Consider the following 23,499-nt stretch of genomic DNA (forward strand, 5'->3'; position numbering starts at 1 on the left):
AACAAGCGCTAATGATAGCGCTTTTTGTCTTTAACGGAAAAGGGTTCTGTTGCCTCTTGGCAACAAACCCGGGCTAGTCTTCAAAGTAGGTATAGCCGCTTAATCCATGATTAAGCTCATCCAGATAGCTTTGCTTGAGCTCTGCATCGATAGCCAATGCGCTCACTCGCTGCTGATAACGCGCCGCCAAGGCCTTACTATCGTAATGGACGAATTTTAATACGTCCTGAACGCTGTCACCCTTGATTTCATTGGTCAGGCGGTACTCATCACCGTGCAATTCCACATGCACAGAGTCGGTGTCACCAAAGAGGTTATGCAGGTCACCGAGGATCTCCTGATAAGCGCCAACCATAAACATGGCAATATGGTATTGCTGTCCAAACTCGTAGCGCGGAATGGGCAGGCTGGCCTCAATGCCGGCACCGTCGACATACTCACGAATTTGTCCGTCCGAATCACAGGTAATATCCTGAATAATCACGCGCTGCTCCAGCGGCTGGTCTAAATGTTCGATAGGCAGCACGGGGAACAACTGACCGATACCCCACACATCCGGTAGCGACTGGAACAATGAGAAGTTTACAAACAGCTTGTCTGCCAGCTTTTCGTTCAGCTCGTCGATCACCTCACGATGGGCACGGGCCGACTCGCTCAAACAAGCACGCACCTTATGCAGGGTACGGAAATACAACTGCTCTACCAGTGCCCACTGCTCTATGCCCAGCATGCCGTGAACATATTGGGCATGAGCCTCGCTGAACAGATGCATGGCATCGTGGTAGCTCTCAATGGCCATTCTGGCATTGACCCCGGCGCAGGTTTGCTGCATTTCCAATACCACCTTGGGCAGCTCTGCATCGGCGGCGATCGTCACCTCGTTATTGGGCGCTTTTTCCACGTCCACCACATCGGTGATCAATACCGCATGGTGCGCCGTTAAAGCCCGGCCCGATTCGGTAATAATGGCCGGATGGGCCAGCCCATTGGCATCACTCACTTCGGCAAAGGCGGCCACCACGTTTTTGGCATACTCTTCAACCGTGTAGTTCATCGAACAACTGCTGCGCGAGCCCGAACCTTCATAGTCGACGCCTAAGCCGCCGCCCACATCTACGGTTTTCAATGGCACACCCATTTGGCACAGCTGCGCATAGTGGCGGGCACATTCGGTTAGCGCCCGTTGGATATCGCGAATATTGGCGATTTGCGAACCGATATGAAAATGCACCAGCTCCATTAAATGCAGCTTATTGTGTTGCTTTAAGGTGTCTACGGCCTGCAACACCTGAGAGGCGGTCAAACCAAATTTACCACGTTCGCCACCGGTGTTTTGCCACTTGCCCTTACCCACGGAATTAAGGCGAATACGAATGCCGATTGGCGCTTCCAGGGCCATGGCGTCCATTTCTCTGATCAGTGCATCAAGTTCGGACAGCTTCTCGATGACAATATTGACCTTGTGACCGGTAGCCTGGCCGATCAAGGCCAGACGCATAAATTCGCTGTCTTTATAGCCATTACAGACTATGGTGATGTCCTTTTCGGCCAAACCGAGAATGGCCATCAACTCGGGCTTGGAGCCGGCCTCTAAGCCGACCTGGCCACTGTTGTGCGCCAACAACTTGGAGACAACCGAACGCTGCTGGTTTACTTTGATGGGGTACACACAGGTATAGTCACCCTGATAGTCCTTGGCGGTCTTGGCCTGACTAAAGGCAGAAATCAAACGCGATGCACGATGCTGCAAGATATCGGTAAAACGCACCAATACGGGCAAGGTCAGGCCTTGCTCTTTAAAACGTTCGACTAAGGCATTTAACGCCAAACCGGGTTTGCTTTTATCACCATCGGGATAAGCAACCAGCTCGCCTTGCGCGTTAATATCAAAGTAGCCATCGCTCCAATGACTGACGTTATAAACGGACTGAGCGACCTGATAACCCTCGGGTTGATCTGCCAGGGGACCCCTTTCCATACTGTACTCTCAATATTGAACCAACAATTTGCCGCTAGTTTAATATCTCTTATTGCCACTAGCGAATAGAAAATCACATAAATGCAGCTAAAATTTGATTGAGCATTGCCCTGCGCACTGGCAAAATTGCGCTTCTCATTTATTGGTGATTATTTAACACATGACAAGTTTAGATAAAAACCACTGGTTTACCGAAATCAGTGACCGTGATGGCAGTGCTTTTTCACTGCGCATCAACAAATTACTTGAAGAAAAACAGTCTCCCTTTCAGCATGTTGCCATGTATGAAACCACCGACTTTGGCAACCTGATGATCATTGACGGCTGCACCATGGTGAGTACTCGCGAGAATTTCTTTTACCATGAAATGATCGCCCACCCAGCGCTGTTCAGCCACCCGAATCCGAAAAACGTGGTGATCATCGGCGGCGGCGACTGCGGTACCCTGCGCGAAGTACTTAAGCACAACAGTGTAGAGTCGGTCACGCAAATCGATATCGATGAAGTGGTCACCGAGATGTCGCTGAAGTATTTCCCTGAACTGTGCAGCTCGAACCAGGACCCACGCGCCACCCTGTTATTTGATGACGGCATCAAGTACATGCGCGAAGCCGCGCCCGAGTCTATCGATGTGGTCATTGTTGACGGCACGGATCCGGTCGGCCCGGGTGAAGGCCTGTTCAACCACGCCTTCTACCAAAGCTGTTTGAAAGCCTTGCGCCCCGGCGGTGTGCTGGTACAGCAAAGCGAGAGCCCGCTGATGCATATGCCATTGCTGTTAGAAATGCGCGGTGCGATGAAGGAAGTCGGCTTTGGTGCCTTGCAGACCTTGCCATTCCCGCAGCCTATTTACCCGTCGGGTTTGTGGTCGGTAACCCTTGCTCGCAAAGGCATGGGTTTCGACGGCTTCCGCGCCTGTGATCCACAAGCACTACAAACCGAATACTACACCCCGGGTATCCATCAGGGCGCCCTAAGCGAGCCGCCATTTATGGCCAAAGCCTTCGCAGGCGAAGCGAAATAAAAGAAAAAGGCGAGCTCGACTCGCCTTTTTTAATGTCATCCTAGGCGCCCGCCTTTGAATACGTATGCAACTTCTATGTGATCGCCCCCCGTTCACCTTACTCTAAGATTTCTCTTTAGGCGTTATGTATTACCAGGACAAGTCAATGCGAGTAATTCTCCCTTTGCTTTTGGCATCGCCATTAGCGCTGGCAAAAACCGTGAGCGTCAGCTCTCCCGACGGCCAGATCCAAATTTCTTTAAGCGATGAAGGTGCCCCAAGTTACCAGGTCACCTTTGCCGGTAAGCCGGTGATTAACTCATCCAAGCTGGGTTTTTACTTTAAGGACGCAGCGCCGCTGCGCGACGACCTAGTGATCAGCGACACGCAAACCCAAAGCGTCGACCAAAGCTGGCAACAGCCCTGGGGCGAGCAACGCCTTATTCGCGATAATCACAATGAACTGGCGGTCACCTTTAGCGATGAAAACGATGCCAGCCGCAGCTATACGGTGCGTGTACGTGCCTTTAACACCGGCCTGGGCTTTCGTTATGAATTAGAGGGCAAAGAGCGCCCCGACTACCAGATCACCGATGAACTTACCGAATTTGCCCTGGCCGGACAAAATAACGAAGCGCTGTGGATCCCGGCCCGTGGCTGGAACCGTTACGAGTACGTCTATAAACGCACCGACGCCAGCGAGGCGGCCCATGTGCATACGCCCTTTACCCTGAAAATGGGCAATGGCGTCCATATCAGTATTCATGAGGCTGCCCTGGTCGATTATGCCGGCATGACCCTAAATCAGCGTCGTCCGGGTATTTTTAAAGCCGACTTAACGCCCTGGTCAGACGGCATTGCGGTGAAAACCGAAAACGGTTTCACCACCCCCTGGCGTACCATTCAAATTGCCGAGCAGGCCACCGGGCTACTCAACTCGCACCTGATCCTCAACCTCAATGAACCGAATAAACTCGGCGATGTCTCCTGGGTGAAGCCGGGTAAATACGTGGGTATCTGGTGGGGCATGCATATCAATGAAAACACCTGGGGCAGCGGTGAAAAGCACGGCGCCACCACAGAAAACACCATTGAATACCTGGACTTTGCTGCCAAATATGGCTTCGATGGCGTGCTCGTTGAAGGCTGGAACGAAGGCTGGGATGGCGACTGGTTCTTTAATGGCGATGTCTTTAGCTTCACCAAAAGCTATGATGATTTCGACCTGGCCGCCATCGCCAAGCACGGTAAAAAGGTCGGTGCGAAACTGATCGGTCATCACGAAACCTCGGGCAATGTCAGCAACTATCGTAACCAGATGGAAGACGCCTTTAAGCTCTATCAGAAACATGGCGTAAGCCAGATCAAAACCGGTTATGTTGCCGACGGCGGCAATATCAAACGCATCGATGAGCAGGGTATCGCCCGCTACGAGTGGCACGACGGCCAGTTTATGGCCAACGAGTACCTCTATAACATCGAGCTGGCGGCCAAGTATCAGCTCAGCATCAATACCCATGAGCCGATTAAAGACACCGGCCTGCGTCGCACCTACCCGAACTGGATCACCCGTGAAGGGTCGCGCGGTCAGGAATTCAACGCCTGGGGCACGCCACCCAATCCACCGGCGCATACGCCCATGCTGGCCTATACCCGCATGCTGGCGGGGCCAATGGACTTCACGCCGGGGATCTTCGATATGGGCTTTAACGGCTTAGGTGCCGATACCAACCGCCCGCAAACCACCCTGGCGAAACAACTGGCCCTGTATGTGGTGCTCTACAGCCCGGTGCAAATGGCAGCGGATTTACCCCGTAACTATCTGGCTAAGCCGGATGCCTTCCAGTTTATTCAGGATGTGCCCACCGATTGGGAGCAAAGCCAGGCCATTGCCGGTGAAATGGGCGAATACGTGGTCTTTGCCCGTAAGGAGCGCAAACGCGATCACTACAGTGGTAACGACTGGTACCTGGGGGCCATAACCGATGGCGAGGCCCGCAAAGTCGATATTAAGCTTGACTTCTTAGAGCCGGGTAAACGCTTTGAGGCACAGATCTATGCCGATGGTGAGGATGCCGAATGGGTGAATAACCCCTACAGCATGGCTATCAGCAAGCAGGTGGTCACCCGCAAGGACCAGCTTACGCTTAAGCTGGCGCCCAGCGGCGGTACCGCCATTCGCTTTAAGGCCCTGGACTAATTATTTTTCGGCCTTTTTAGCTATTCGCGATTATAAACGAAGAAAAGGGTGCTATGTACCTACTACCACCCTTATCATAATACCAATAAAGCAGCTTAAGTTAAATACCAGCTCCGTTCCCAAGCGTGCGAGTTAAAAATCAGTCTAAACACCGCACTCTCCGCATATTCAAAATAAAAATTAAAAAATTGCAAAATAAACAATAATAATATTAAAAATTAATGGTAAAAAAATTTAACTTAATGCAAAGTAAACTTAAAACATAATCAAAGGAATGAAAAAATGAATACGGCGAGTAAACTAATACCAATAATCACACTAACAATTTTAATTTCCGCCTGCCAAGCTAGATTGGACCTTGATGTTGATAGTTCGCACATTGAAATACGCCCACCCTCGATTGAAAATGGCGGTGTTTATCAAAAGACTGAAACCGTTATTCGAGGGGGAGGAACCCTATGTAGGGGAACGCGAGAGTTTTGTTCAGAGAAGGAAATTAGACCCGAATTAGAAAAAATGAGATTATTATATCAAGCCTCTGGTCCCACACTTGCCCCATCAAAAGAGGCATCACTATTCTTATTTAACCAAGGTGCTAAAGTAAGCACTTATTCGGTAGAATTAAGTCCTGCAACATCCGGTTACAAATTAACTTCGCCTGCTAAAGTCGCAGAATTTATGGCTAACTCTCCCGACTGGGACGGCTATGAGCTCGTTGTATTTGCATATATAACTGGCGGTAGCTCAGGCTCGGTAAATGTTCAAGGTTACAAAGGATATGAGCAGCTTTTCAACTCAGGTATCTATGTCAATGTCGATTGTGGACAGGTTGGTGAGCCTATCTCAGATTGCAGTATCGTGCCCCACTAGATGCGGATGATTTCCATCAAAGCCTGGGGGATAATGACGTTATTCTTGATTAGCGGGTGCTCAACACCCGCTAACCTTGCCGAATACCTGCAAGCTGAATACCACAATGAAAACGCTTCGTCGCTGGCGGTTGTTACGCAAAAAGACAATACCATGCACTTGGTGAGCTTTTCCATTCAAGCCCCCCAGGAAATACCACGACCCAAGCTAAAACCTATTGAAGAAAGCGACTATCAGCAATTGGCTGCACTGCAGCTCAAAGGCATTAAACTAGAGTTATTTGCTAATAATAAGCTAACTTGCTTGGCCGAGACCAAGGAGTTACTGGAAAGTATATTTAAGGTGCTAAAACAGTCCGGCCGAAACTCTGGATTTGTTACCAATCAGCATCACGCTGCCTACCTAACTGATGAGAAAAATCATTTCTCTGTCAACCCAGTAATCCATGGCCAGCCCATAAAATCCTTGCATTATCTAGACTGCAACGCAAACCTGTTTCAAGGTGTGATTGAGAAAATTCAACACATAACCCACGAAGCAACGCATATTGAGGTAAACAGTATCCACCCCAACCTCTTTAGAAGAGACGGCCTCGACCGTTTAACCAATGAGTTTATTGCCGTAAAAATGCAGAGGTGCTTTACCGAACACCCTCCCTATTTTTACAATGAGACTATAAGCCAAGGTATTTATACTGAAGAAGACTATGCGGGATACCTCTTACAAGTAGAGAATCTATATAAAAGACAATCACAAAAAAATCATGATTATTACTCAAATTTCGCGAAAGTTATATTTGACTCATGGGCGTTATTATTAAAAAAAAATAACAAGCCGATTTCAACTAACTGCAACCTTGATTTATCTTCAAAGACATCTTTATATTCAGAAAGAAAATCAGTCCAGGCTATATTAGTAAAGTATGGAGTTCGACTTCACTAACCAATCCAATGAAAGAACTCTACTAAAATACACTCTACACATTCATTAAGTTGCACCCTCTTTAACAACACCTTGTCAAAGCCGAGGTATGCAACTCCTACATTTGCACCGTTCGACCAGAAAAATCATTTATTCGCTTCACCATCAAAGAGATTTGCGGTCGGCCCCTTGTATGTTTCCGCAAGCAGTAAGTACTCGGTGCGTTTAATCTCGCGAATAATGGAATTACGGTTCATTTCCATAAAAATCCACAACTTCACCGCGATTTGCACCATGAGGCCAACAATAAACCACACCGCCCAAAAAATCTGGTCACCGACCTCGGTGGCGATGTAAAAGCGATAGCCACAATAAATAAAGGCCGCCGTGGCAATCAAGGCCAACAGGGTTGAAAGCCACACCCAGCGGCGCATGGAACCCTGGTAGGTTTGCCCCAGGCGGGCAAATAAGCCCTCATCCCGACTTAAAATACCATCTAATTGCTGGCGCTCCTGCGCCAGCTCCGATTTAATTTGCTGCTCTAGATTCATGCTCGTTTCCTCTTTCATCTCGGGCCCACTGGCTTAATTTCTGTCTGGCACTGTGTAAGCGCGATTTAATTGTGCCTATAGGCGTATCAAGTACCGTGGCGATATCCGCTATGGGCAACTCTTCTAAATAAAACAAATACACACTATGGCGCTCCACGTCTGGCAGTTGGGCTATCAGGGCGAGTAAGTCTAAATGCCTCTCTACCTTGGCCGTATCCCCGCATTGTTGCGGCGGTGGCTCGGCCATCAGCAGCTCTTTTTGCCGACGTCGCGTTAGGTCGATAAAACGTCGATACACGGCGCGAAACAACCAGGCTTTAAAGGCACTGGGTTCAAGCAAAACGCGAATATCTTTTGCCACCTTGCTCCATACCTCCTGAGTGAGATCCGCCGCATCCTGCTCACATTGGCAGAGCTTAAAGGCAAAGCGATAACTGCCCTGATAGTGGCGCTCACACAGGGCCGAAAAGGCGCTTGTATCTCCTTTTTGCGCGGCCAGCACCAGCAAAGCCGTGGTAGTTTGTGTCATAGTGAAAATCAACTCTTTATTACAAGACGCAGCAGCAGAGGAAAAGGTTGGCTACCAAGGTAATTAATTTATGGCTGCCGTCAAAGTATAGCTGCTAGATAGCTGCTAGTATGGTGCAAAATTGAAGCAAATTAATTGATTTTAGGTGTGTTTATGCGGTTATTCTCGCTGCTGTTATTACTCTTTTGCGAACTTGCCTATGGCCAACAAGATGCGTATTCCATCCCCCGCAGCCAGGTCATCGAATTAGTGGATCGCCATAACGGGCACACCTACCCCCTGTATATTAAGCTGCCAGCTTCCTATGCTAAACACCCTAGTAAACACTACCCGGTTATTTACCTCACCGACGGCCATTACAGTTTTCAACTGGTCTCCGGGGCCACTCGCTTCCCGATGAATTCAGGGGCCATGCCCGAGGCCATTTTAGTTGCCATTGGTTACGCTCAAGGCGACAAGGGCCAGAGCAGCCGCGTTCGTGATTACACCCCAACCAAAGAATCGAGCTGGAAGCTGACCACCGGCGAAGCAGCGAAACATGCGCGCTTTATTCGCGAACAGGTATTTACCCATATACAAAAAAATTACCGCGCTCTGGCAACGCAGCGCACCTATATGGGGAATTCTTTAGGTGGACTGTTCGGCGCCTTTTTACTGCTGCAAGAACCGGATATGTTCAGCAACTATATTCTGGGCAGTCCATCGGTGTGGTTTGATAACCAGTCTATTCTGGCTTTTGAGCTAAAGCCCAGTAAGGCAGCGCCCAAGATCTATATAGGTGTCGGTAGCTTAGAAACCCCAGCGCATGGCGAGGGGCAAGATATGGTGGCAGGCGCACAGGCCCTGTTTGATAAGCTGCACAGCCTGCCGGCGAGTCACAGCCAAATCAAGCTTAGGATCATAGAGGAGGCTCGTCATACCACCGCCTTCCCAAGCACCTCAATCCAAGGCTTGGATTGGCTGCTCAGGGAAGGTGGGTAATACCAATTACGGCCACTTTACCTCGGCGGCAAGAACGCGCTCCGGGGCAATATAGTGAATAATATCACCACCTTGGATGGCGTAATCAAGCGGTGGATTAAGATCCATATCCAGGGCGCTGCGGTTATGGGCAATGCCTAAGATGGTAGCGTCGTACTGGCGCTTAAAGAGCTCAAAAATATCGCCATAGGTGAAGCGGCTGACTTCTTTAGGGATCACCATGGAGAAATGAGTGTCGCCGTGCAGGCTCGACATAATTTCCTGCTGCACTCGGCTGGCACCCGGATCTTCCATGGAGCGCACCAGCACCTCGGCGGTGCGGTTAGAGCTGCATTCAACGTTGGCGCAGTGTTCACTGAGCATTTGTGCCTTACTTTCATCATCGAAGTAGGCGCAGATATGGGCGTTTTCCTTCACCAACTTGCTGATCTTCAGTGCCGTGGTAAAGCTTTGGTTATCGTCTGCCCCTTCTACGATGATGCGATCGGCGGTACTGATACCGACACGATTAAGCTGCTCTTCATCGGTATAGCTGCTCAGTTTTACAAAGCTGACATGAGGCTCGGAAAAGAAAGGGTGCTCAATGTCGTCGGTCACCGCCAGCACTATCTCTCTGCGAACCCGTTTGTCATCGGCAAGAATGTAGCGCACCATTTTGCGGGTGCGCACTGGGTGCCAACCAAAGATAATAATGTGATTGGCAAAATGCGTTACGTCTTTTTCACCTGTCATAGCACGCCTTATTATATGTGTAATGGTTTGCCCGGCCTTACCCAGCAACATGCCAAATAACGCCAAACCGAAAGGAATTTGAACCAGGGCCACCAGCAGACGGCCCAGATCGGAGGTGGGACTTAAATCGCCATACCCCACGGTTGAGGTGGTGACCACGTAATAGTAAAAAAACGTGTTCGGCGCCAGCAAGGCTTGTTCACCGGCGACGGCCAGTAGCAACCAGGTTAACCCCATGTGCACTAAAATTGCGATCACCACCGCCTGCCAACTGAGTTGGTCGATATGATTGCGAATGGTGAGCAAGATGCGCTTAATCAATATCGGCATAATTCGCCTTATCCCTAACTATTTGGGCGCCGTAGGCGCCCAATTTTTATAATTATTTCAGCATTCTAACTCTTCTTGGTCGCTAATGCCTCAGCAATATATTGGTCGATTTGCTGTTCTAGTACATTAAGTGGAATAGAACCATGACGCAAGACCTGATAGTGGAACTCACGCACATCAAAATCATGACCCAGGGCTTTTTCCGCCTTGGCGCGCAAACGCTTAATGGTGAGCTCGCCGATTTTGTACGACAGTGCCTGAGCCGGCCAGGAGATATAACGATCCGTTTCTGTTTTCACATTATGCAGTGATAACGCTGTGTTTTCGCTCATAAAATCAAGCGCCTGCTGGCGTGACCAACCGAACATATGCATACCGGTATCCACCACTAAACGGGCCGCACGCCACATTTCATAGGTGAGACGACCAAAATCGCTGTAGGGGTCTTGATAGAAGCCTGCTTCAATGCCCAGGTATTCACTGTACAACCCCCAGCCTTCGCCAAAGGCCGACAAATACGCATTGCGACGGTAGCTTGGCAGGTAATCCAACTCGGCATTAAGGGAGATCTGCAGGTGATGACCCGGTACCGCTTCGTGCAGGGTCAGCGCTTCCAACACATACAAGGGACGCTTATCCAGGGCATAGGTGTTGACCCAGTAGAAGCCTGCTTCGTCGTCGCGACTGGCGCCGGAATAACGACCCGTGGTGTATTTAGGGGCAATGTTAGCGGGAACCGGCGCAACGCCATAAGGCTTACGCGGCAACTCCTTAAAGAGTTTGGGCAACTGAGCGTCCATCTTTTTGGCAATAAAAGACGCTTCCTTCAGCAGTTCTTCCGGGGTGGTGGCGTAGAACTGTGGATCGGTTCGCAAAAACTCAACAAAGTCGGCAAAGCTGCCTTCAAAGCCAAGCTCATCAATGATCGCCTGCATCTCGCCGCGAATACGCTTCACTTCCTGCAAACCCAGCTCATGGATTTCTTTTGGTGTCATCTGCGTAGTGGTGTAATGCTTGGCACGGTTGGCATAAAAGGCCTCGCCATTAGGCACGTTAGAGATGCCTATGGTATCGCGGGCGCCGGGGCGGTAGGTGTTAACGAAAAAGTCGTAATACCCCTGATACGCCGGTAGCACTTGGGTACCGATCACTTCCTTGGCCTGACTTTGTAGCTGGGCAAACTCTTCGTCACTGATACCTGCGGTATTGCGCTTAAACGGCGCGTAAAACTCGGACTCGGTGACATCATCCACCAAAAAGGCGCTGATGGACTCTTCATACCCGGCAAGCACGGCCTTAGGCTGAGTTAAGCCGGTTTCCAGACCCTTGTTCATCCAATAGATATTCTGTTCAAAGAAGCGCGGTACCTGACTTAAACGCTTAAGGTAGGTTTCAAAGCCTGCTTTTGAGCTGTAATCGCCACGGGCAACCATAAACGACAGCGAGGAGTGAAAACCATATTCCGAGGTCAGCGGCATATAGTGGGTATTGAAGCGATACTCATCCAGCTTGTTTTGCACCTGGGCGCGGATGATCTGTAAATTGATCTTGTTTTCATCACTGAGCGCTTCAGCATCGATGGCATCCAGCTGAGCCAGTAATGCTTGGCGCTGCTCGTATTGCGCCTTGAGGTACTCGGGGCTCAGGTTCGCAAGCAGGTAGCCATCGACTGCTTGCTTGTATGGGTTCACGCTTTCGCGGTACTTGACGATTTGCTCGGCAACCTGGGTGAAGGTTTCATCGGCGCTAAGCGCCGATGTCTTGCTTGGGGCTGCACAGGCGCTTACGCCCAATGCCAGCACGGTGGCCAAGGCCAGGGTTTTCAATTTTATGGTTGGCTGCATATTTCTATTCTCGTTATTGCAAGGCACTTTAGTGCCCTACTCTAGCCCAGCGGCTATTTGTGTCAAAGTCGATGCGACCAAATCCCCCTTCTATTATTCACCCCACTGCGATTGCACGGCTATTAGGTCACATTGGCGAAAATCATGGCGGGCGTAAAAATGGCTTAATCCTTGAGCTGTTACGGGCCCTCAAGTACACTATGGCCAACGTCCCCTCTAGGCTTGAATTACCATGAAAGAAGCTGAGCAAAAAACCACGCATTTTGGTTATAAAACGGTCGCTGCAAACGAAAAAGCGGCCCATGTTGCCGATGTATTCCACTCGGTGGCAGCGAAGTACGATTTAATGAATGATTTGCTCTCTTTTGGCATTCATCGTCTATGGAAACGCGTGACCATCGCCAGCTCGGGCGCACGCAAGGGCCAGACTATTCTCGATTTAGCCGGCGGTACCGGCGACCTGACCGCTAAATTCAGCCAGCTGGTTGGCGATACCGGCCGAGTGATCTTGGGTGATATCAACGACTCCATGCTCAAGGTGGGTCGTGACAAGCTGCGTGACCGTGGCCTGGTCAGCAACATCGAATACGTGCAGATGAACGCCGAAGAGCTGCCGTTCCCGGATAACAGCATAGACGTGATCACCATCGCCTTTGGTCTGCGTAATGTCACCGACCAAAGCAAAGCCCTGGCATCTATGTACCGCGTGCTTAAGCCCGGCGGCCGTCTGCTGGTATTGGAGTTCTCCAAGCCTGAGCATGAAGTGCTGACCAAGCTGTATGATCTCTATTCCTTCAATATCCTGCCCAAGGTAGGCCAAGTAGTGCTAAACGACAGCGAGTCTTACAAATACCTTGCCGAGTCTATTCGCATGCACCCGGATCAAGAGACCCTGGAAGGCATGATGAAAGAAGTCGGCTTTGAGCAGACCAGCTATCAGAATATGAGCGGCGGTATCGTTGCCCTGCATCGCGGCTTTAAGTTTTAAGGAGCGGCCATGCTCGGGCATTTTGCTATCGCCGCCATAGAAACACTCGCCAACAGGCTACTCTCCCTCGACCCACAGGTGCAGGCCCGTCTTGCCAAGGTCCAGGGGCAAAGCCTGGTGGTACATGTGCGCGACTGGCAGCAATTTATCAGCGTCGTCTACGCCAGCGAAGGCCTGATGCTGCAAGTGCATGACACGCAACCTGAGCACAGCGACTGCTTTATCAGTGCCGATACCGACACCCTGATGAAGCTCAAAGACCCGTCGCGCCTGACCCAGCTGATCCGCCAGCATAAACTCGATATCGACGGCGATATTCATCTTGCCCAGGCCTTTAGTCAGGCCTTTAGCGAGCTGGACATAGACTGGCCGGAGCATTGGTCGCAATATATCGGCGATGCCCCGGCTCAGCTGCTGTGGCAAGCTGTCAGCAAGGGCAAGGCTCAGGCTTTAGAGGCCCAAGGCAAGCTTGACCATATCCTGCTGACGCTGTTACAAGACGAACTCAAAGTGAGCATTCACCCGCTGGAACTGACGCAATTCACCCGTCAAAATCGCCAACTAAAAAGCGATGTCCAACAGCTGGAACAGCGCCTAGATAAACTATTGGCGCACATGCCAATGCAGCAAACAAGAGGTTAATTGTGGCCGTAGCGCGACTGTATTTCATCACCAAAACCTTATTGCAATACGGCATTGATGAGCTACTGCCTCAGCATAAACTGCCCTGGTTTGCCAAACTGGCCAGAAGCAGCGCCTTTTGGTTGCGCAACCGCCATCGCGACAAACCCGCAGGCATGCGCCTGCGCCTGGCCCTGCAAACCCTAGGGCCGGTGTGGATTAAATTTGGACAAATGCTGTCTACCCGCCGCGACCTCTTGCCTCCTGAGATAGCCAACGAACTGGCGCTGCTGCAAGACCAGGTGCCGCCGTTTAGCGGCGACCTGGCACAGAAAATTATCGAACAGGCGTTAGAAATCGACGATATTAGCGTCGTATTCAGCGAATTCGACACCACCCCTTTGGCCTCAGCTTCCATTGCCCAGGTGCACACAGCCAAGCTGGCCGATGGCAGCGGCGAGCACCAGGAAGTGGTGGTGAAGGTCATTCGCCCCGATATCAAAAAGCAGATCGATGCCGACCTCACCCTGATGCAACAATGCGCCAAGGTGGTGGCCAAATTACTGCGCGAGGGCCGTCGTTTACGCCCCGTTGAGGTGGTCAAAGAGTATAAGAAAACCCTGCTCGATGAGCTGGATTTAATGCGTGAGGGCGCCAATGCCATTGTTCTCAGACGCAACTTTGAAGGTTCTGAATCCCTCTACATTCCCTATGTGTACAGCGATTACAGCCGCAGCAATGTGCTGGTGATGGAGCGCATTTACGGTATTCCTGTCTCCGACACCGATGCCCTGCTTAAGCAAGGTACCAATATGAAGTTGCTGGCCGAGCGTGGCGTTGAGGTGTTCTTTACCCAGGTGTTCCGCGACAGCTTCTTCCATGCCGATATGCACCCGGGAAATATCTTTGTCTCTCACGAGAACCCGCACAACCCGCAGTATATAGGCATAGACTGCGGCATTGTCGGCACCTTGAACAAGGACGATAAACGCTACCTGGCTGAGAACTTTATCGCCTTTTTTAACCGCGATTACCGCAAGGTAGCGGAGCTGCATGTGGACTCGGGCTGGGTGCCTGCCGATACCAGCATAGAAGAATTTGAGTTTGCCATTCGCACCGTGTGTGAGCCGATTTTTAATAAGCCGCTGGCGGAGATCTCCTTCGGCCATGTGCTCGTTAACCTGTTCAATACGGCACGACGTTTTAATATGGAAGTGCAGCCGCAACTGGTGTTGCTGCAAAAAACCCTGTTGTATGTTGAAGGCCTGGGTCGCCAGCTCTACCCGCAGCTGGACCTGTGGCAAACGGCGAAACCTTTCTTGGAAGATTGGGTCAAACAACAAGTAGGCCCTTGGGCCGTGGCCAAGCAAATGTATGCTAATTTGCCGTTTTGGGCGGAAAAAATGCCCGAAATCCCAGATTTGCTCTATCACGCGCTAAAGCGTCAACATCTACAAGCGCCACCGCCGGCCAATAACCTCAAGCCCCTGCTGCTCACCGTAATAGGTTGCAGTGGCTTGATTGTGAGTAGTATTTTAGTCATCAACCACTGGTATACTGCCGCCGCGATCGGCGCCACCTTGGGAGCAGGCCTTTGTTGGCTGGGCTGGCGAAAGGGTTAGGAGCTGGTTAGCTGTGCAAAGCAGCTCAGCTCGCCAGACCCCTCGCTTAACGATTTATACTATTAGCTCGACGTAGTACAAGGTATACTCGTCGAACAATTATCCGCATATCTGGAGTACATATATGGGCATCGGTAACGTCGGCTGGGTACAGCTACTGATTGTTTTAGCAATTATCGTATTGTTATTCGGCACTAAAAAACTACGTAACATTGGCAGCGATTTAGGCAGCGCCGTGAAGGGCTTCAAGAAAGCCGTAAAAGACGAAGATAAAAACGAAACGACCACGCAAGAAAAGATCAGCGAGCAAGACAAGGCGACTAATTCGGCCGCCGATAAAACTGCCTCGCAAGATAAAGACAAGGTATAAACGCCGATGGGCATGTGGGAATTGTTGGTCGTGGCCATCGTTGGCCTGATCGTATTGGGCCCCGAGCGTTTGCCGGTGGCCATCCGTACCGTCAGCACCTGGGTGCGCAAAATTAAGACCATGGCTAACCATATTTCCGCCGAAGTCAGTGAAGAGCTGCGCGTTCATGAGCTACACCAAAACCTCAAAAAGGCCGAGCAGCAAAACATGAGCGATATTTCACCTGAGCTGCAAGAGTCGGTCGCGCAACTGCAACGCGCCGCGCAATCGGTTACCCGCAGCTATGAGCAAAGCAGCGACAGCACGCCAAGTACCGAGAGCAAAGAGCCGCAAGGCATCACCGCCGAGCCAACCACAGACGTTAGCAACGACCAGCACAGCACGAAGAAAAACCATGACTGAACCTGCGCAAACCGGCTTTATTTCGCACTTACTTGAACTGCGTAACACCTTGCTGCGCTCCATTGTCGCGGTACTGGTGATCTTTGTGGGTCTGGCCTATTTCGCCAACGACATCTACACCTTTGTCGCCGATCCCCTGGTGGCCAATTTGCCGGAAAACAGCCAGATGATCGCCACCGACGTCACCGCCCCGCTGTTTACGCCCTTTAAACTGACCATGTTTGTCGCGCTCTTTGGCGCCATTCCCTTTATTTTGCATCAAATCTGGTCCTTTATAGCGCCCGGCCTATACGCCCATGAAAAGCGCATGCTGATCCCCGTACTGCTGTCGAGCATAGTGCTGTTTTATGGCGGTATCGCCTTTTGTTATTTTGTTGTGCTGCCGATTATTCTCAGCTTTTTCACCGGCATTGGCCCCGAGGTCATGACCTTAACGCCGGATATCAGCAGTTACTTAGGCTTTGTGCTCAAGCTGTTTTTGGCCTTTGGCATCGCCTTTGAAATCCCCGTCGCCATCATGTTGCTATGCTGGAGCGGCGTTACTTCAACCGCCAGCCTTAAAGAAAAGCGCCCCTATATTGTGGTCGGCGCCTTTGTGGTGGCGATGTTTCTAACTCCACCGGATGTGCTATCACAAACCTTGCTCGCCCTGCCCATGCTGTTATTATTTGAGCTTGGCCTTATTTTGGCTGCATTTTATAGTGCGAAACCATCATCGGAAGAATCACAGGAAGAAAAGCAATGAAAAAATACCTCGTGCCCGCCTCGCTAGCCTTACTAGCCACCCTAAGCACAACGGCCCAGGCCGATGACGGTGTGAATATCCAGGCCTTAAAAGCCTGTAGCTATATCGAAAACGATTTCCGCCGCCTTTTGTGTTACGACAACATTATGGCCGGCAAACCCATCGACAGTATGCCTGCCAACATGCCTGCCGAAGTGCCTGCGCAATCGCAGAAAGGAAAAGGCAAGGGACCTAGCGCCAATGCTGCAGGTGCGGCGGCAAGTGCTGCCAGCAACAAAGGCAACAACAGCAAACGCGAGTTTGGCCTAGAGCATAAGCAAAAAGACGATAACGACGGTAACCCAGACGAACTGGTGGCCAAGGTTAGCAAGGTAAAAGAGGCTCCTTATGGCGAGCTGATCATTACCCTGGATAACGGCCAGCGCTGGCGCCAGATCGGCACCGATTCATTCCGTATCAGTAAAAACGATACCGTAGTGATCAGTCGCGCCATGTTCAATTCCTTCTTGTTGAAAAAACAAGGCAGCAACAAAAGCATCCGTGTAAAACGCACCGACTAAGCGCATGATCGACGCCGGCGTTAACCTTAGTAGTAGTCAATTTCGCCATGATCTTGATGCCGTGGTTACCCGCGCCCGCGAGGCCGGCGTCCAATCCATGATGGTGATCGGCTGTGATGAAGCGGATAGCCAGCAAGCGCTGGAACTGGCGCAGCAATTTGACCTCTATAGCTGCGCCGGCATTCATCCCCATAATGCCAAGGATGCCACGGACGATTTCGCTGCCAATCTCACCGCTATGGCACAGGCCAAAGAAGTCATCGCCATCGGTGAATGCGGCCTCGACTATAATCGTGACTTTTCTCCCCGTCCGCAGCAAAGAGACGTTTTTGCCCGTCAGTTAGCACTTGCTAACGAATTAGATATGCCGGTGTATTTACACGAACGCGACGCCCATGATGATATGCTTGCCATGCTACGTGAGTATCAGCCTCGCGGAGTATTGCACTGCTTTACCGGCAACCGCCAGCAGGCGCAAAACTATTTAGACCAGGGCCTGTATCTGGGCATTACCGGCTGGGTGTGCGACGAGCGCCGCGGTAGCGACCTCAACGATGCCCTAAATGTGCTGCCCATGAACAGGCTGCTAATCGAAACCGACGCCCCCTACTTACTGCCGCGCACCATTCGGCCCAAACCCAAGTCTCGCCGCTGCGAGCCGGCGCACTTATCCTATGTGGTGGCGCATCTAAGCCAGCACTACCAGGTATCCCCAGCACAATTAAGCGCCACCAGCGTCGCTAACTTCCATTCCCTGTTTGCCCTTGAGCGCTAAGGGAAAACCGCGCTATCGATAACTATGCGCGACATCAATAAATTATCTCATTGCCAGAGCATCGCCTTGGATTAGCTGGTAAAATGCTCGCATATATCCCGCGGCACTCGCCTTGGGGCTGACACATATTGTACAGGAGAGCACCATGCCTCAATCAGGACTCGATTTATTTCCTTACACACGTATGCGCCGTTTGCGCAAAAAGGATTTTTCACGCCGTTTGACTCAAGAGCATGAGCTTAGCGTCAATGATTTGATCTACCCCGTTTTTGTGTTGGAAGGAAAAAACCGTCGTGAAGCGGTGGAGTCGATGCCGGGTGTGGAGCGCCTGTCTATCGATTTGCTGGTTGAAGAAGCCAAAGAGCTGGCTACCCTGGGCATTCCTGCTATTGCCCTGTTTCCGGTCACCCCAGGTGATAAAAAATCACTGCATGCGGAAGAAGCCTATAACCCGGAAGGCCTGGCCCAGCGCACCGTGCGCGCCCTAAAAGAAGCGGTACCCGAGCTTGGGGTGATCACCGATGTGGCTCTTGACCCCTTCACCGTGCATGGTCAGGACGGCATCATTGATGACAGCGGCTATGTGATCAACGACGTCACCACGGAAATCCTGGTAAAGCAGGCGCTATCGCACGCCGAAGCCGGTGCCGACGTGGTTGCGCCATCGGATATGATGGACGGTCGCATCGCCGCCATTCGCGAAGCCCTGGAAGAGCATGGCTTTATTCACACGCAAATCATGGCCTACTCAGCCAAGTATGCCTCAAGCTACTATGGTCCGTTCCGCGATGCGGTAGGTTCGGCGGGCAACCTCAAAGGTGCCGATAAGAAAACCTATCAAATGAATCCGGCCAATTCGGACGAGGCACTGCGCGAAGTGGCCTTGGATCTGCAAGAAGGCGCCGACATGGTGATGGTGAAGCCGGGCATGCCATATCTGGATATCGTGCGCCGCGTAAAAGACGAATTTGCCGTGCCCACCTTTGCCTACCAGGTGAGCGGTGAATACGCCATGCATATGGCCGCCATCAACAACGGCTGGTTGAGCGAACGCGACACCATCATGGAATCACTCTTGGCCTTTAAACGTGCCGGTGCCGACGGTATTCTGACCTACTTCGCGAAAAAAGCCGCTATCTGGCTCAATGAAAAGTAACCTTTTCCCGGACGATAACGCCACGTTATCGTCCTTTTATTAGGGTCTGTTTATCTTTGCGGTTTACTTTATGTTCAATCTAAACGCATTCTGATGAATATCATCACTGATTTATGTGGTTTAATTCATCCGTGAAGCTTGGTTACATCGCGCATCCATGCGCTCACCTCGCTAAGCTGCGAAGCATTGCTTCGGTCTTGCTCGCCTATGTTCATAGCGAGCAACACAGAGCAGGGTGCGTTTAGATGAACCCTCAGGGCAGCGCTTGTAGCAGAAACAAACAACAAAGGTCAACAGACCCTAAAATCATCACAATCACGTTAATTTCCTGACACTATTGTGTAATCTCTCCCCCGTACACTATGTACCCCTTTAAGGGTTAATCTAACTAGAAACACGGGATTTATATCATGAAGAACACCTTTACACCGGTCGCCCTGGCGGTTGCCAGTGCCTTTGTGTCGCTCTCGGCACAGGCGGATATGGTCATTTCCGAATATGTTGAAGGCAGCAGCAATAACAAAGCCATCGAGCTGTACAATCCAACCGACAGCGAAATTGACTTAAGTCAGTACCAATTGGCCTTTTATTTTAACGGCAGCAGCAGCGCCGGTTTAACTCTAACGCTCAGCGGTACCCTGGCACCAGAGGGGGTGTATGTTGCCGCGCATAGCTCGGCGGCAGCAGACATTCTCGCGACCGCTTCTTTAACGAACGGCAGCGGCTGGTTTAACGGTGATGATGCCATAGTGCTGAGCAAGCAAGGCGTGGTTGTCGACAGCATGGGCCAGGTGGGGATGGATCCGGGCTCGAGCTGGGGGGAAGGCACAAGCAGCACCCAGAATAATACCCTGCGTCGCATCGATGGTGCACCGGCGCGCACGGATATTACCTCGCCCTATGATCCAAGCGCGTATTTTAGCGGCGCCGGCAATGATAACTTTAGCGATCTCGGTCAGTACCTGGGCACGAACCCGCCGGTTGAGCCGGAGCCAGAACCGGATCTCAGCCTCACCTGTGCCGATGCGGCCACCGCCATTCACAGCATTCAGGGTAATGGCGCGGTCAGCCCCTTGGTTGGCGAGCAGGTGGTGGTTGAAGCCGTGGTCAGTGCCGACTTCCAAAACAGCAATCAGCTAAGCGGCTTCTTCCTATCCTCCTTGCAGGGTGATAACGACCCGAGCACATCGGAAGGTGTCTTCGTCTATCACCGCGGTGACGACGTCAATGTGGGTGAGCGCGTACGCTTAATTGGCACGGTCGCCGAATACTATGGCGCTACCCAGCTTAAAGATGTGACCGCCCTGGTCGATTGCGGCACCGCCGCGGTTAGCGCCACGCCACTGACCTTGCCCCTGGCGGATGTAAATGACCTGGAAGCCTATGAGGGCATGCTGGTCAGTGTCGCCCAGCCACTGTACGTCATTGATAACTATAACCTGGCGCGCTACGGCGAAGTGGGCCTGGCTAGCGAGCGCCTGTATCAGGGCACCCAGGTTGCCCTGCCCGGCGCTGCCGCCAATGCGGTGGAAGCCGATAATCTGTTAAGGCAGCTGCTACTTGATGATGGTTCAACCCGCCAAAACCTTGAGCCCATTGCCTACCCGGCCCCTGGCCTGGATGCCTACAACACCCTCCGCCTGGGCGACACGGTCAGCGGCCTGACCGGGGTGCTGGGTTATGGCTTCGATCGCTACCGTCTGCACCCAAGCACAACGCCACAGTTTGTTGCCGCCAATCCACGTACGGATGCGCCTCAGCTTTTGGCCGAGGGCGATATCAAGGTAGCCAGCTTTAACGTATTAAACTACTTCAATGGCGATGGTCAGCAAGGTGGCTTCCCCACCGCTCGCGGTGCCGACAGCCTGGAAGAATTTATTCGCCAAGAGCAGAAGCTGGTCAGCGCCATCACCGCCTTGGACGCCGATATTATCGGCCTGATGGAAATCGAGAATGATGGTTTTGGTGAATTCAGCGCCCTCAGTTCCTTGGTTAATGCGCTGAATGCGGCTAGCAGCGAAGGCGAGTATGCCTTTGTCGATTTTGCTGTAGAGCAGGTAGGCAGTGATGCCATCACCACGGCGCTGATCTATCGCAAGGACAAGGTTGAGGAAAATGGCTTGGCCGCCATTAACGATCAGGGTGCCTTTGCCTACGGCAACCGCGCCGCCATAGCGCAAACCTTTAAGCACCTTGCCACCGATGAAGTGCTCACCGTGGCCGTCGCCCACCTGAAATCCAAAGGGGGTTGTGGCAGCGCCCAAGGCCTGGATGCGGACCAAAATGACGGCCAAGCCTGTTATAACGCCACCCGCGTTGCCGGTGCCAACGAATTCGCCAGCTGGCTTGCCAGCCACCCGACCGGCGTCAATGATGAGGACATCATTATCGTCGGCGATATGAACGCCTATGCCATGGAAGATCCCATCCAGGCTTTTGCCAGCGCCAGTTTTGCCAACGTTCTGCCGACGCTTAACGGTGATAACCTGAGCTACTCCTATAATTTCCAGGGCCGTTTAGGGAGCCTAGATCACGCTTTGGCGTCGCCCAGCCTAATGGCCAAGGTAGTCGCGGCAACGGATTGGCATATCAATGCCGATGAGCCGCGCGTGCTGGATTACAACCTGGAGTTTAAGTCGCAAAATCTGCAAACCAGTTTGTTCGCGGATCACCCATATCGTGCCTCGGATCACGACCCTGTGGTGGTCGCCATTAAGGCCGAGCCAAAGCCCAGTGAAGAGCTCAGCGGCGAGTTCACCCTATCCAAAGGCTGGTTCCAGCCGAAAAACTTCACCATAGAGCTCCCCATGGATTTCGATTATCTGAATATCGAGCTGGTAGGCGGCTGGGGTGATGCGGATCTCTATGTCAGCAAGCAGCGCCGCGGCACGAATAAACACGCCGATTGCGCCTCGCGCAACAGCGGCCCAGAGGAGCTGTGTCAGTTCACTAACCCGACTGCGGGTAAATGGAAGGTACGCGTTCAGGGCAACCAGCCTTACGGTGAAGTAACCCTGCGTTACCGCGCCACCAAGTACTAATTGCACTAAAGCGCTTATGACTAAAAAGGGCAGATATCATCTCTGCCCTTTTTGTTGAAGCATGTTTACTGCTTGGTCTGTTAGAGCTTTGGTAGTACCAAGGATATTGGATACATCATGATAAGCCAGATACAGCAACAGATTGCCGCACCGACAATGGCAATGAACCGCATCATTAAATCGTGATTCGATGTGATCTGATAATGGCGTAACAGCAAGATAAAAGCCGAGCCTGCTAGAAACAAGCTGCACACCAAATAAAGCAGCACTGATAACTTTAGAAGCACGAGTAGGTTAACTAGGCTTGATAAAATTATGCTTGTTCCAAGCACCACAGTGCTGAACAGCGAAAATTTGGTAACACCTTTAAGAGTGATAACTAGCTTCCTTGCCATAAAAACTCTAACTCCCTAGCAACGGAAAGCTTTCCTACCTACGCGCCTTTGATTTAACTGAATTTTTCACTAATTTTATTTCCAGCCCAGACTATAACCGCCAGTAAAGCCATTATGGTCATACTAATTGGGCCTATTGCATATTTCTGACTTGCAAATAAATTTGCAATTGCTAGGACTGAAATGATCGTTGGAAACACTCTTTTACCATGAACTGAATAGCTAGCGACTAAAACACCCACAGCTATCCAGAAGTACATTAAGACCCCACCTTATACATAAAGACCGCCACAAACGCGATCTACTTGTTGCAAGTCGAGCCGCGAAGCGGCGCTTTGATGTCGCTTGTTAGAGCTACATCACCTTGTAACGATTTTAACTGCATGTAAATGATCGAAATAAATAACCATCTCTCCAGTTTCAAACTTTTGCTCTTCTAGCGGCTCAGAACCATCTTCTGAATGTAACTCGTAAGGAATATACAGTTGGTAATCGTCCAATAGACCTAAGTTTAAATCAACTGTTTGAGTCAACGTTACGGCCTGCAAGTTTACTCCATAAGCTTGCTTGAAAAGTGCTGAATCAATAGTAAACTTTTTGCTCGGCGATATAACTTCTATTCTTTCAACCCTATCACTATCAGCTTCACGCACTATTGTGAGAGTTAATCCATTAGATGAAAGAATGAGCTTATCTAAATCCACTACAAGATTGGGCGTGGCGTTGAGTGAACAACTAAACAAAAGAAAAAATGCTAATAGGGTTTTGGCAATACGCATATCTTTCCTTATAGCTTGGTCTTCCCCATCAAAAGTAGACAGGTTATTACGCAAACCGTTGCTCATACTCCAGCGGGCTGAGATAGCCTAACGCAGAGTGACGTCG

The 23,499-nt window shown here is 51.1% G+C and carries 21 protein-coding genes; 15 read left to right on the plus strand and 6 right to left on the minus strand.

Annotation, left to right across the window (positions count from 1 at the left end; all coding sequences use genetic code 11):
- Window positions 1-73: 73 nt before the first annotated feature.
- Complete coding sequence (gene speA / locus C2M36_RS02145; RefSeq protein WP_105253503.1) at window positions 74-1,978, minus strand: biosynthetic arginine decarboxylase; 1,905 nt, start codon at window positions 1,976-1,978, stop codon at window positions 74-76.
- Window positions 1,979-2,138: 160 nt separating this feature from the next.
- Between speA and speE the strand changes: the two genes are divergently transcribed.
- From speE to C2M36_RS02165, 4 genes are all read left to right on the plus strand, one after another.
- Window positions 2,139-3,002 (plus strand): polyamine aminopropyltransferase, encoded by an 864-nt coding sequence (speE, locus tag C2M36_RS02150; RefSeq protein WP_105253504.1) that lies wholly within the window; start codon window positions 2,139-2,141, stop codon window positions 3,000-3,002.
- Window positions 3,003-3,147: 145 nt separating this feature from the next.
- The gene (locus C2M36_RS02155; RefSeq protein ID WP_105253523.1) at window positions 3,148-5,181 is read left to right on the plus strand and encodes a glycoside hydrolase family 97 protein; all 2,034 of its coding nucleotides are present in this window, start codon (window positions 3,148-3,150) and stop codon (window positions 5,179-5,181) included.
- A gap of 282 nt (window positions 5,182-5,463) precedes the next feature.
- Window positions 5,464-6,051, plus strand: coding sequence for a hypothetical protein (locus C2M36_RS02160; RefSeq protein ID WP_105253505.1), 588 nt, complete (start codon window positions 5,464-5,466; stop codon window positions 6,049-6,051).
- 33 nt (window positions 6,052-6,084) lie between these two features.
- On the plus strand, window positions 6,085-6,993 hold the full coding sequence (locus C2M36_RS02165) for a hypothetical protein (protein WP_158678840.1): 909 nt from the start codon (window positions 6,085-6,087) through the stop codon (window positions 6,991-6,993).
- A 125-nt stretch (window positions 6,994-7,118) separates the two neighbouring features.
- On the opposite strand, the gene C2M36_RS02170 is transcribed toward C2M36_RS02165, so the two are convergent.
- Both C2M36_RS02170 and C2M36_RS02175 read right to left on the minus strand, forming a co-directional pair.
- The gene (locus C2M36_RS02170) at window positions 7,119-7,523 is read right to left on the minus strand and encodes a DUF6768 family protein (protein WP_199883002.1); all 405 of its coding nucleotides are present in this window, start codon (window positions 7,521-7,523) and stop codon (window positions 7,119-7,121) included.
- Window positions 7,501-8,052, minus strand: coding sequence for an RNA polymerase sigma factor (locus tag C2M36_RS02175; protein ID WP_105253507.1), 552 nt, complete (start codon window positions 8,050-8,052; stop codon window positions 7,501-7,503). Before C2M36_RS02175 ends, C2M36_RS02170 begins: the two co-directional genes overlap by 23 nt.
- 153 nt (window positions 8,053-8,205) lie before the next feature.
- Between C2M36_RS02175 and C2M36_RS02180 the strand changes: the two genes are divergently transcribed.
- Window positions 8,206-9,033: an alpha/beta hydrolase gene (locus C2M36_RS02180; protein ID WP_105253508.1), complete on the plus strand. Its 828-nt coding sequence runs from the start codon at window positions 8,206-8,208 to the stop codon at window positions 9,031-9,033.
- Window positions 9,034-9,039: 6 nt separating this feature from the next.
- Here the strand turns inward: C2M36_RS02180 and C2M36_RS02185 are convergent, their stop codons facing one another.
- Entirely contained in the window at window positions 9,040-10,095 is a 1,056-nt protein-coding gene (locus C2M36_RS02185; RefSeq protein ID WP_105253509.1) for a potassium channel family protein, read from the minus strand.
- A gap of 65 nt (window positions 10,096-10,160) precedes the next feature.
- Window positions 10,161-11,939: a DUF885 domain-containing protein gene (locus C2M36_RS02190; protein ID WP_105253510.1), complete on the minus strand. Its 1,779-nt coding sequence runs from the start codon at window positions 11,937-11,939 to the stop codon at window positions 10,161-10,163.
- A 232-nt stretch (window positions 11,940-12,171) separates the two neighbouring features.
- On the opposite strand from C2M36_RS02190, the gene ubiE reads away from it, so the two are divergent.
- From ubiE to C2M36_RS02240, 10 genes are all read left to right on the plus strand, one after another.
- Entirely contained in the window at window positions 12,172-12,927 is a 756-nt protein-coding gene (gene ubiE, locus C2M36_RS02195) for a bifunctional demethylmenaquinone methyltransferase/2-methoxy-6-polyprenyl-1,4-benzoquinol methylase UbiE (protein ID WP_105189476.1), read from the plus strand.
- Between the two features lie 9 nt (window positions 12,928-12,936).
- A complete protein-coding gene (locus C2M36_RS02200; RefSeq protein ID WP_105253511.1) occupies window positions 12,937-13,569 on the plus strand; it encodes a ubiquinone biosynthesis accessory factor UbiJ in 633 nt (210 codons plus the stop codon).
- 2 nt (window positions 13,570-13,571) lie between these two features.
- Window positions 13,572-15,170 carry a ubiquinone biosynthesis regulatory protein kinase UbiB gene (gene ubiB, locus C2M36_RS02205; protein WP_105253512.1) on the plus strand — a complete coding sequence of 533 codons (1,599 nt, stop codon included), beginning with the start codon at window positions 13,572-13,574 and terminating at the stop codon, window positions 15,168-15,170.
- A 124-nt stretch (window positions 15,171-15,294) separates the two neighbouring features.
- A complete protein-coding gene (gene tatA / locus C2M36_RS02210) occupies window positions 15,295-15,540 on the plus strand; it encodes a Sec-independent protein translocase subunit TatA (protein ID WP_105253513.1) in 246 nt (81 codons plus the stop codon).
- 6 nt (window positions 15,541-15,546) lie between these two features.
- The gene (gene tatB / locus C2M36_RS02215; protein ID WP_105189480.1) at window positions 15,547-15,942 is read left to right on the plus strand and encodes a Sec-independent protein translocase protein TatB; all 396 of its coding nucleotides are present in this window, start codon (window positions 15,547-15,549) and stop codon (window positions 15,940-15,942) included.
- Window positions 15,935-16,687 (plus strand): twin-arginine translocase subunit TatC, encoded by a 753-nt coding sequence (gene tatC / locus C2M36_RS02220; RefSeq protein WP_105189481.1) that lies wholly within the window; start codon window positions 15,935-15,937, stop codon window positions 16,685-16,687. The genes tatB and tatC overlap by 8 nt, the downstream gene beginning before the upstream one ends.
- Window positions 16,684-17,247 (plus strand): hypothetical protein, encoded by a 564-nt coding sequence (locus C2M36_RS02225; RefSeq protein WP_105253514.1) that lies wholly within the window; start codon window positions 16,684-16,686, stop codon window positions 17,245-17,247. Before tatC ends, C2M36_RS02225 begins: the two co-directional genes overlap by 4 nt.
- 4 nt (window positions 17,248-17,251) lie before the next feature.
- Window positions 17,252-18,022 carry a TatD family hydrolase gene (locus C2M36_RS02230; protein ID WP_105253515.1) on the plus strand — a complete coding sequence of 257 codons (771 nt, stop codon included), beginning with the start codon at window positions 17,252-17,254 and terminating at the stop codon, window positions 18,020-18,022.
- Window positions 18,023-18,167: 145 nt separating this feature from the next.
- A complete protein-coding gene (gene hemB, locus C2M36_RS02235) occupies window positions 18,168-19,178 on the plus strand; it encodes a porphobilinogen synthase (protein ID WP_105253516.1) in 1,011 nt (336 codons plus the stop codon).
- A 407-nt stretch (window positions 19,179-19,585) separates the two neighbouring features.
- Complete coding sequence (locus C2M36_RS02240; RefSeq protein WP_442792635.1) at window positions 19,586-22,219, plus strand: ExeM/NucH family extracellular endonuclease; 2,634 nt, start codon at window positions 19,586-19,588, stop codon at window positions 22,217-22,219.
- Between the two features lie 754 nt (window positions 22,220-22,973).
- Here C2M36_RS02240 and C2M36_RS02255 read toward each other — a convergent pair.
- Complete coding sequence (locus C2M36_RS02255) at window positions 22,974-23,459, minus strand: hypothetical protein (protein WP_105253520.1); 486 nt, start codon at window positions 23,457-23,459, stop codon at window positions 22,974-22,976.
- Between the last annotated feature and the right edge of the window lie 40 nt (window positions 23,460-23,499).

Source organism: Pseudoalteromonas sp. T1lg75 (assembly GCF_002964705.1).
Classification (GTDB): domain Bacteria; phylum Pseudomonadota; class Gammaproteobacteria; order Enterobacterales; family Alteromonadaceae; genus Pseudoalteromonas.

Bases quoted from the DNA above. Each gene is read 5' to 3' on its own strand.
- speA (WP_105253503.1), bottom strand. From the start codon at position 1,978: ATGGAAAGGGGTCCCCTGGCAGATCAACCCGAGGGTTATCAGGTCGCT.
- speE (WP_105253504.1), top strand. From the start codon at position 2,139: ATGACAAGTTTAGATAAAAACCACTGGTTTACCGAAATCAGTGACCGT.
- C2M36_RS02155 (WP_105253523.1), top strand. From the start codon at position 3,148: ATGCGAGTAATTCTCCCTTTGCTTTTGGCATCGCCATTAGCGCTGGCA.
- C2M36_RS02160 (WP_105253505.1), top strand. From the start codon at position 5,464: ATGAATACGGCGAGTAAACTAATACCAATAATCACACTAACAATTTTA.
- C2M36_RS02165 (WP_158678840.1), top strand. From the start codon at position 6,085: ATGACGTTATTCTTGATTAGCGGGTGCTCAACACCCGCTAACCTTGCC.
- C2M36_RS02170 (WP_199883002.1), bottom strand. From the start codon at position 7,523: ATGAATCTAGAGCAGCAAATTAAATCGGAGCTGGCGCAGGAGCGCCAG.
- C2M36_RS02175 (WP_105253507.1), bottom strand. From the start codon at position 8,052: ATGACACAAACTACCACGGCTTTGCTGGTGCTGGCCGCGCAAAAAGGA.
- C2M36_RS02180 (WP_105253508.1), top strand. From the start codon at position 8,206: ATGCGGTTATTCTCGCTGCTGTTATTACTCTTTTGCGAACTTGCCTAT.
- C2M36_RS02185 (WP_105253509.1), bottom strand. From the start codon at position 10,095: ATGCCGATATTGATTAAGCGCATCTTGCTCACCATTCGCAATCATATC.
- C2M36_RS02190 (WP_105253510.1), bottom strand. From the start codon at position 11,939: ATGCAGCCAACCATAAAATTGAAAACCCTGGCCTTGGCCACCGTGCTG.
- ubiE (WP_105189476.1), top strand. From the start codon at position 12,172: ATGAAAGAAGCTGAGCAAAAAACCACGCATTTTGGTTATAAAACGGTC.
- C2M36_RS02200 (WP_105253511.1), top strand. From the start codon at position 12,937: ATGCTCGGGCATTTTGCTATCGCCGCCATAGAAACACTCGCCAACAGG.
- tatA (WP_105253513.1), top strand. From the start codon at position 15,295: ATGGGCATCGGTAACGTCGGCTGGGTACAGCTACTGATTGTTTTAGCA.
- tatB (WP_105189480.1), top strand. From the start codon at position 15,547: ATGGGCATGTGGGAATTGTTGGTCGTGGCCATCGTTGGCCTGATCGTA.
- tatC (WP_105189481.1), top strand. From the start codon at position 15,935: ATGACTGAACCTGCGCAAACCGGCTTTATTTCGCACTTACTTGAACTG.
- C2M36_RS02225 (WP_105253514.1), top strand. From the start codon at position 16,684: ATGAAAAAATACCTCGTGCCCGCCTCGCTAGCCTTACTAGCCACCCTA.
- C2M36_RS02230 (WP_105253515.1), top strand. From the start codon at position 17,252: ATGATCGACGCCGGCGTTAACCTTAGTAGTAGTCAATTTCGCCATGAT.
- hemB (WP_105253516.1), top strand. From the start codon at position 18,168: ATGCCTCAATCAGGACTCGATTTATTTCCTTACACACGTATGCGCCGT.
- C2M36_RS02255 (WP_105253520.1), bottom strand. From the start codon at position 23,459: ATGAGCAACGGTTTGCGTAATAACCTGTCTACTTTTGATGGGGAAGAC.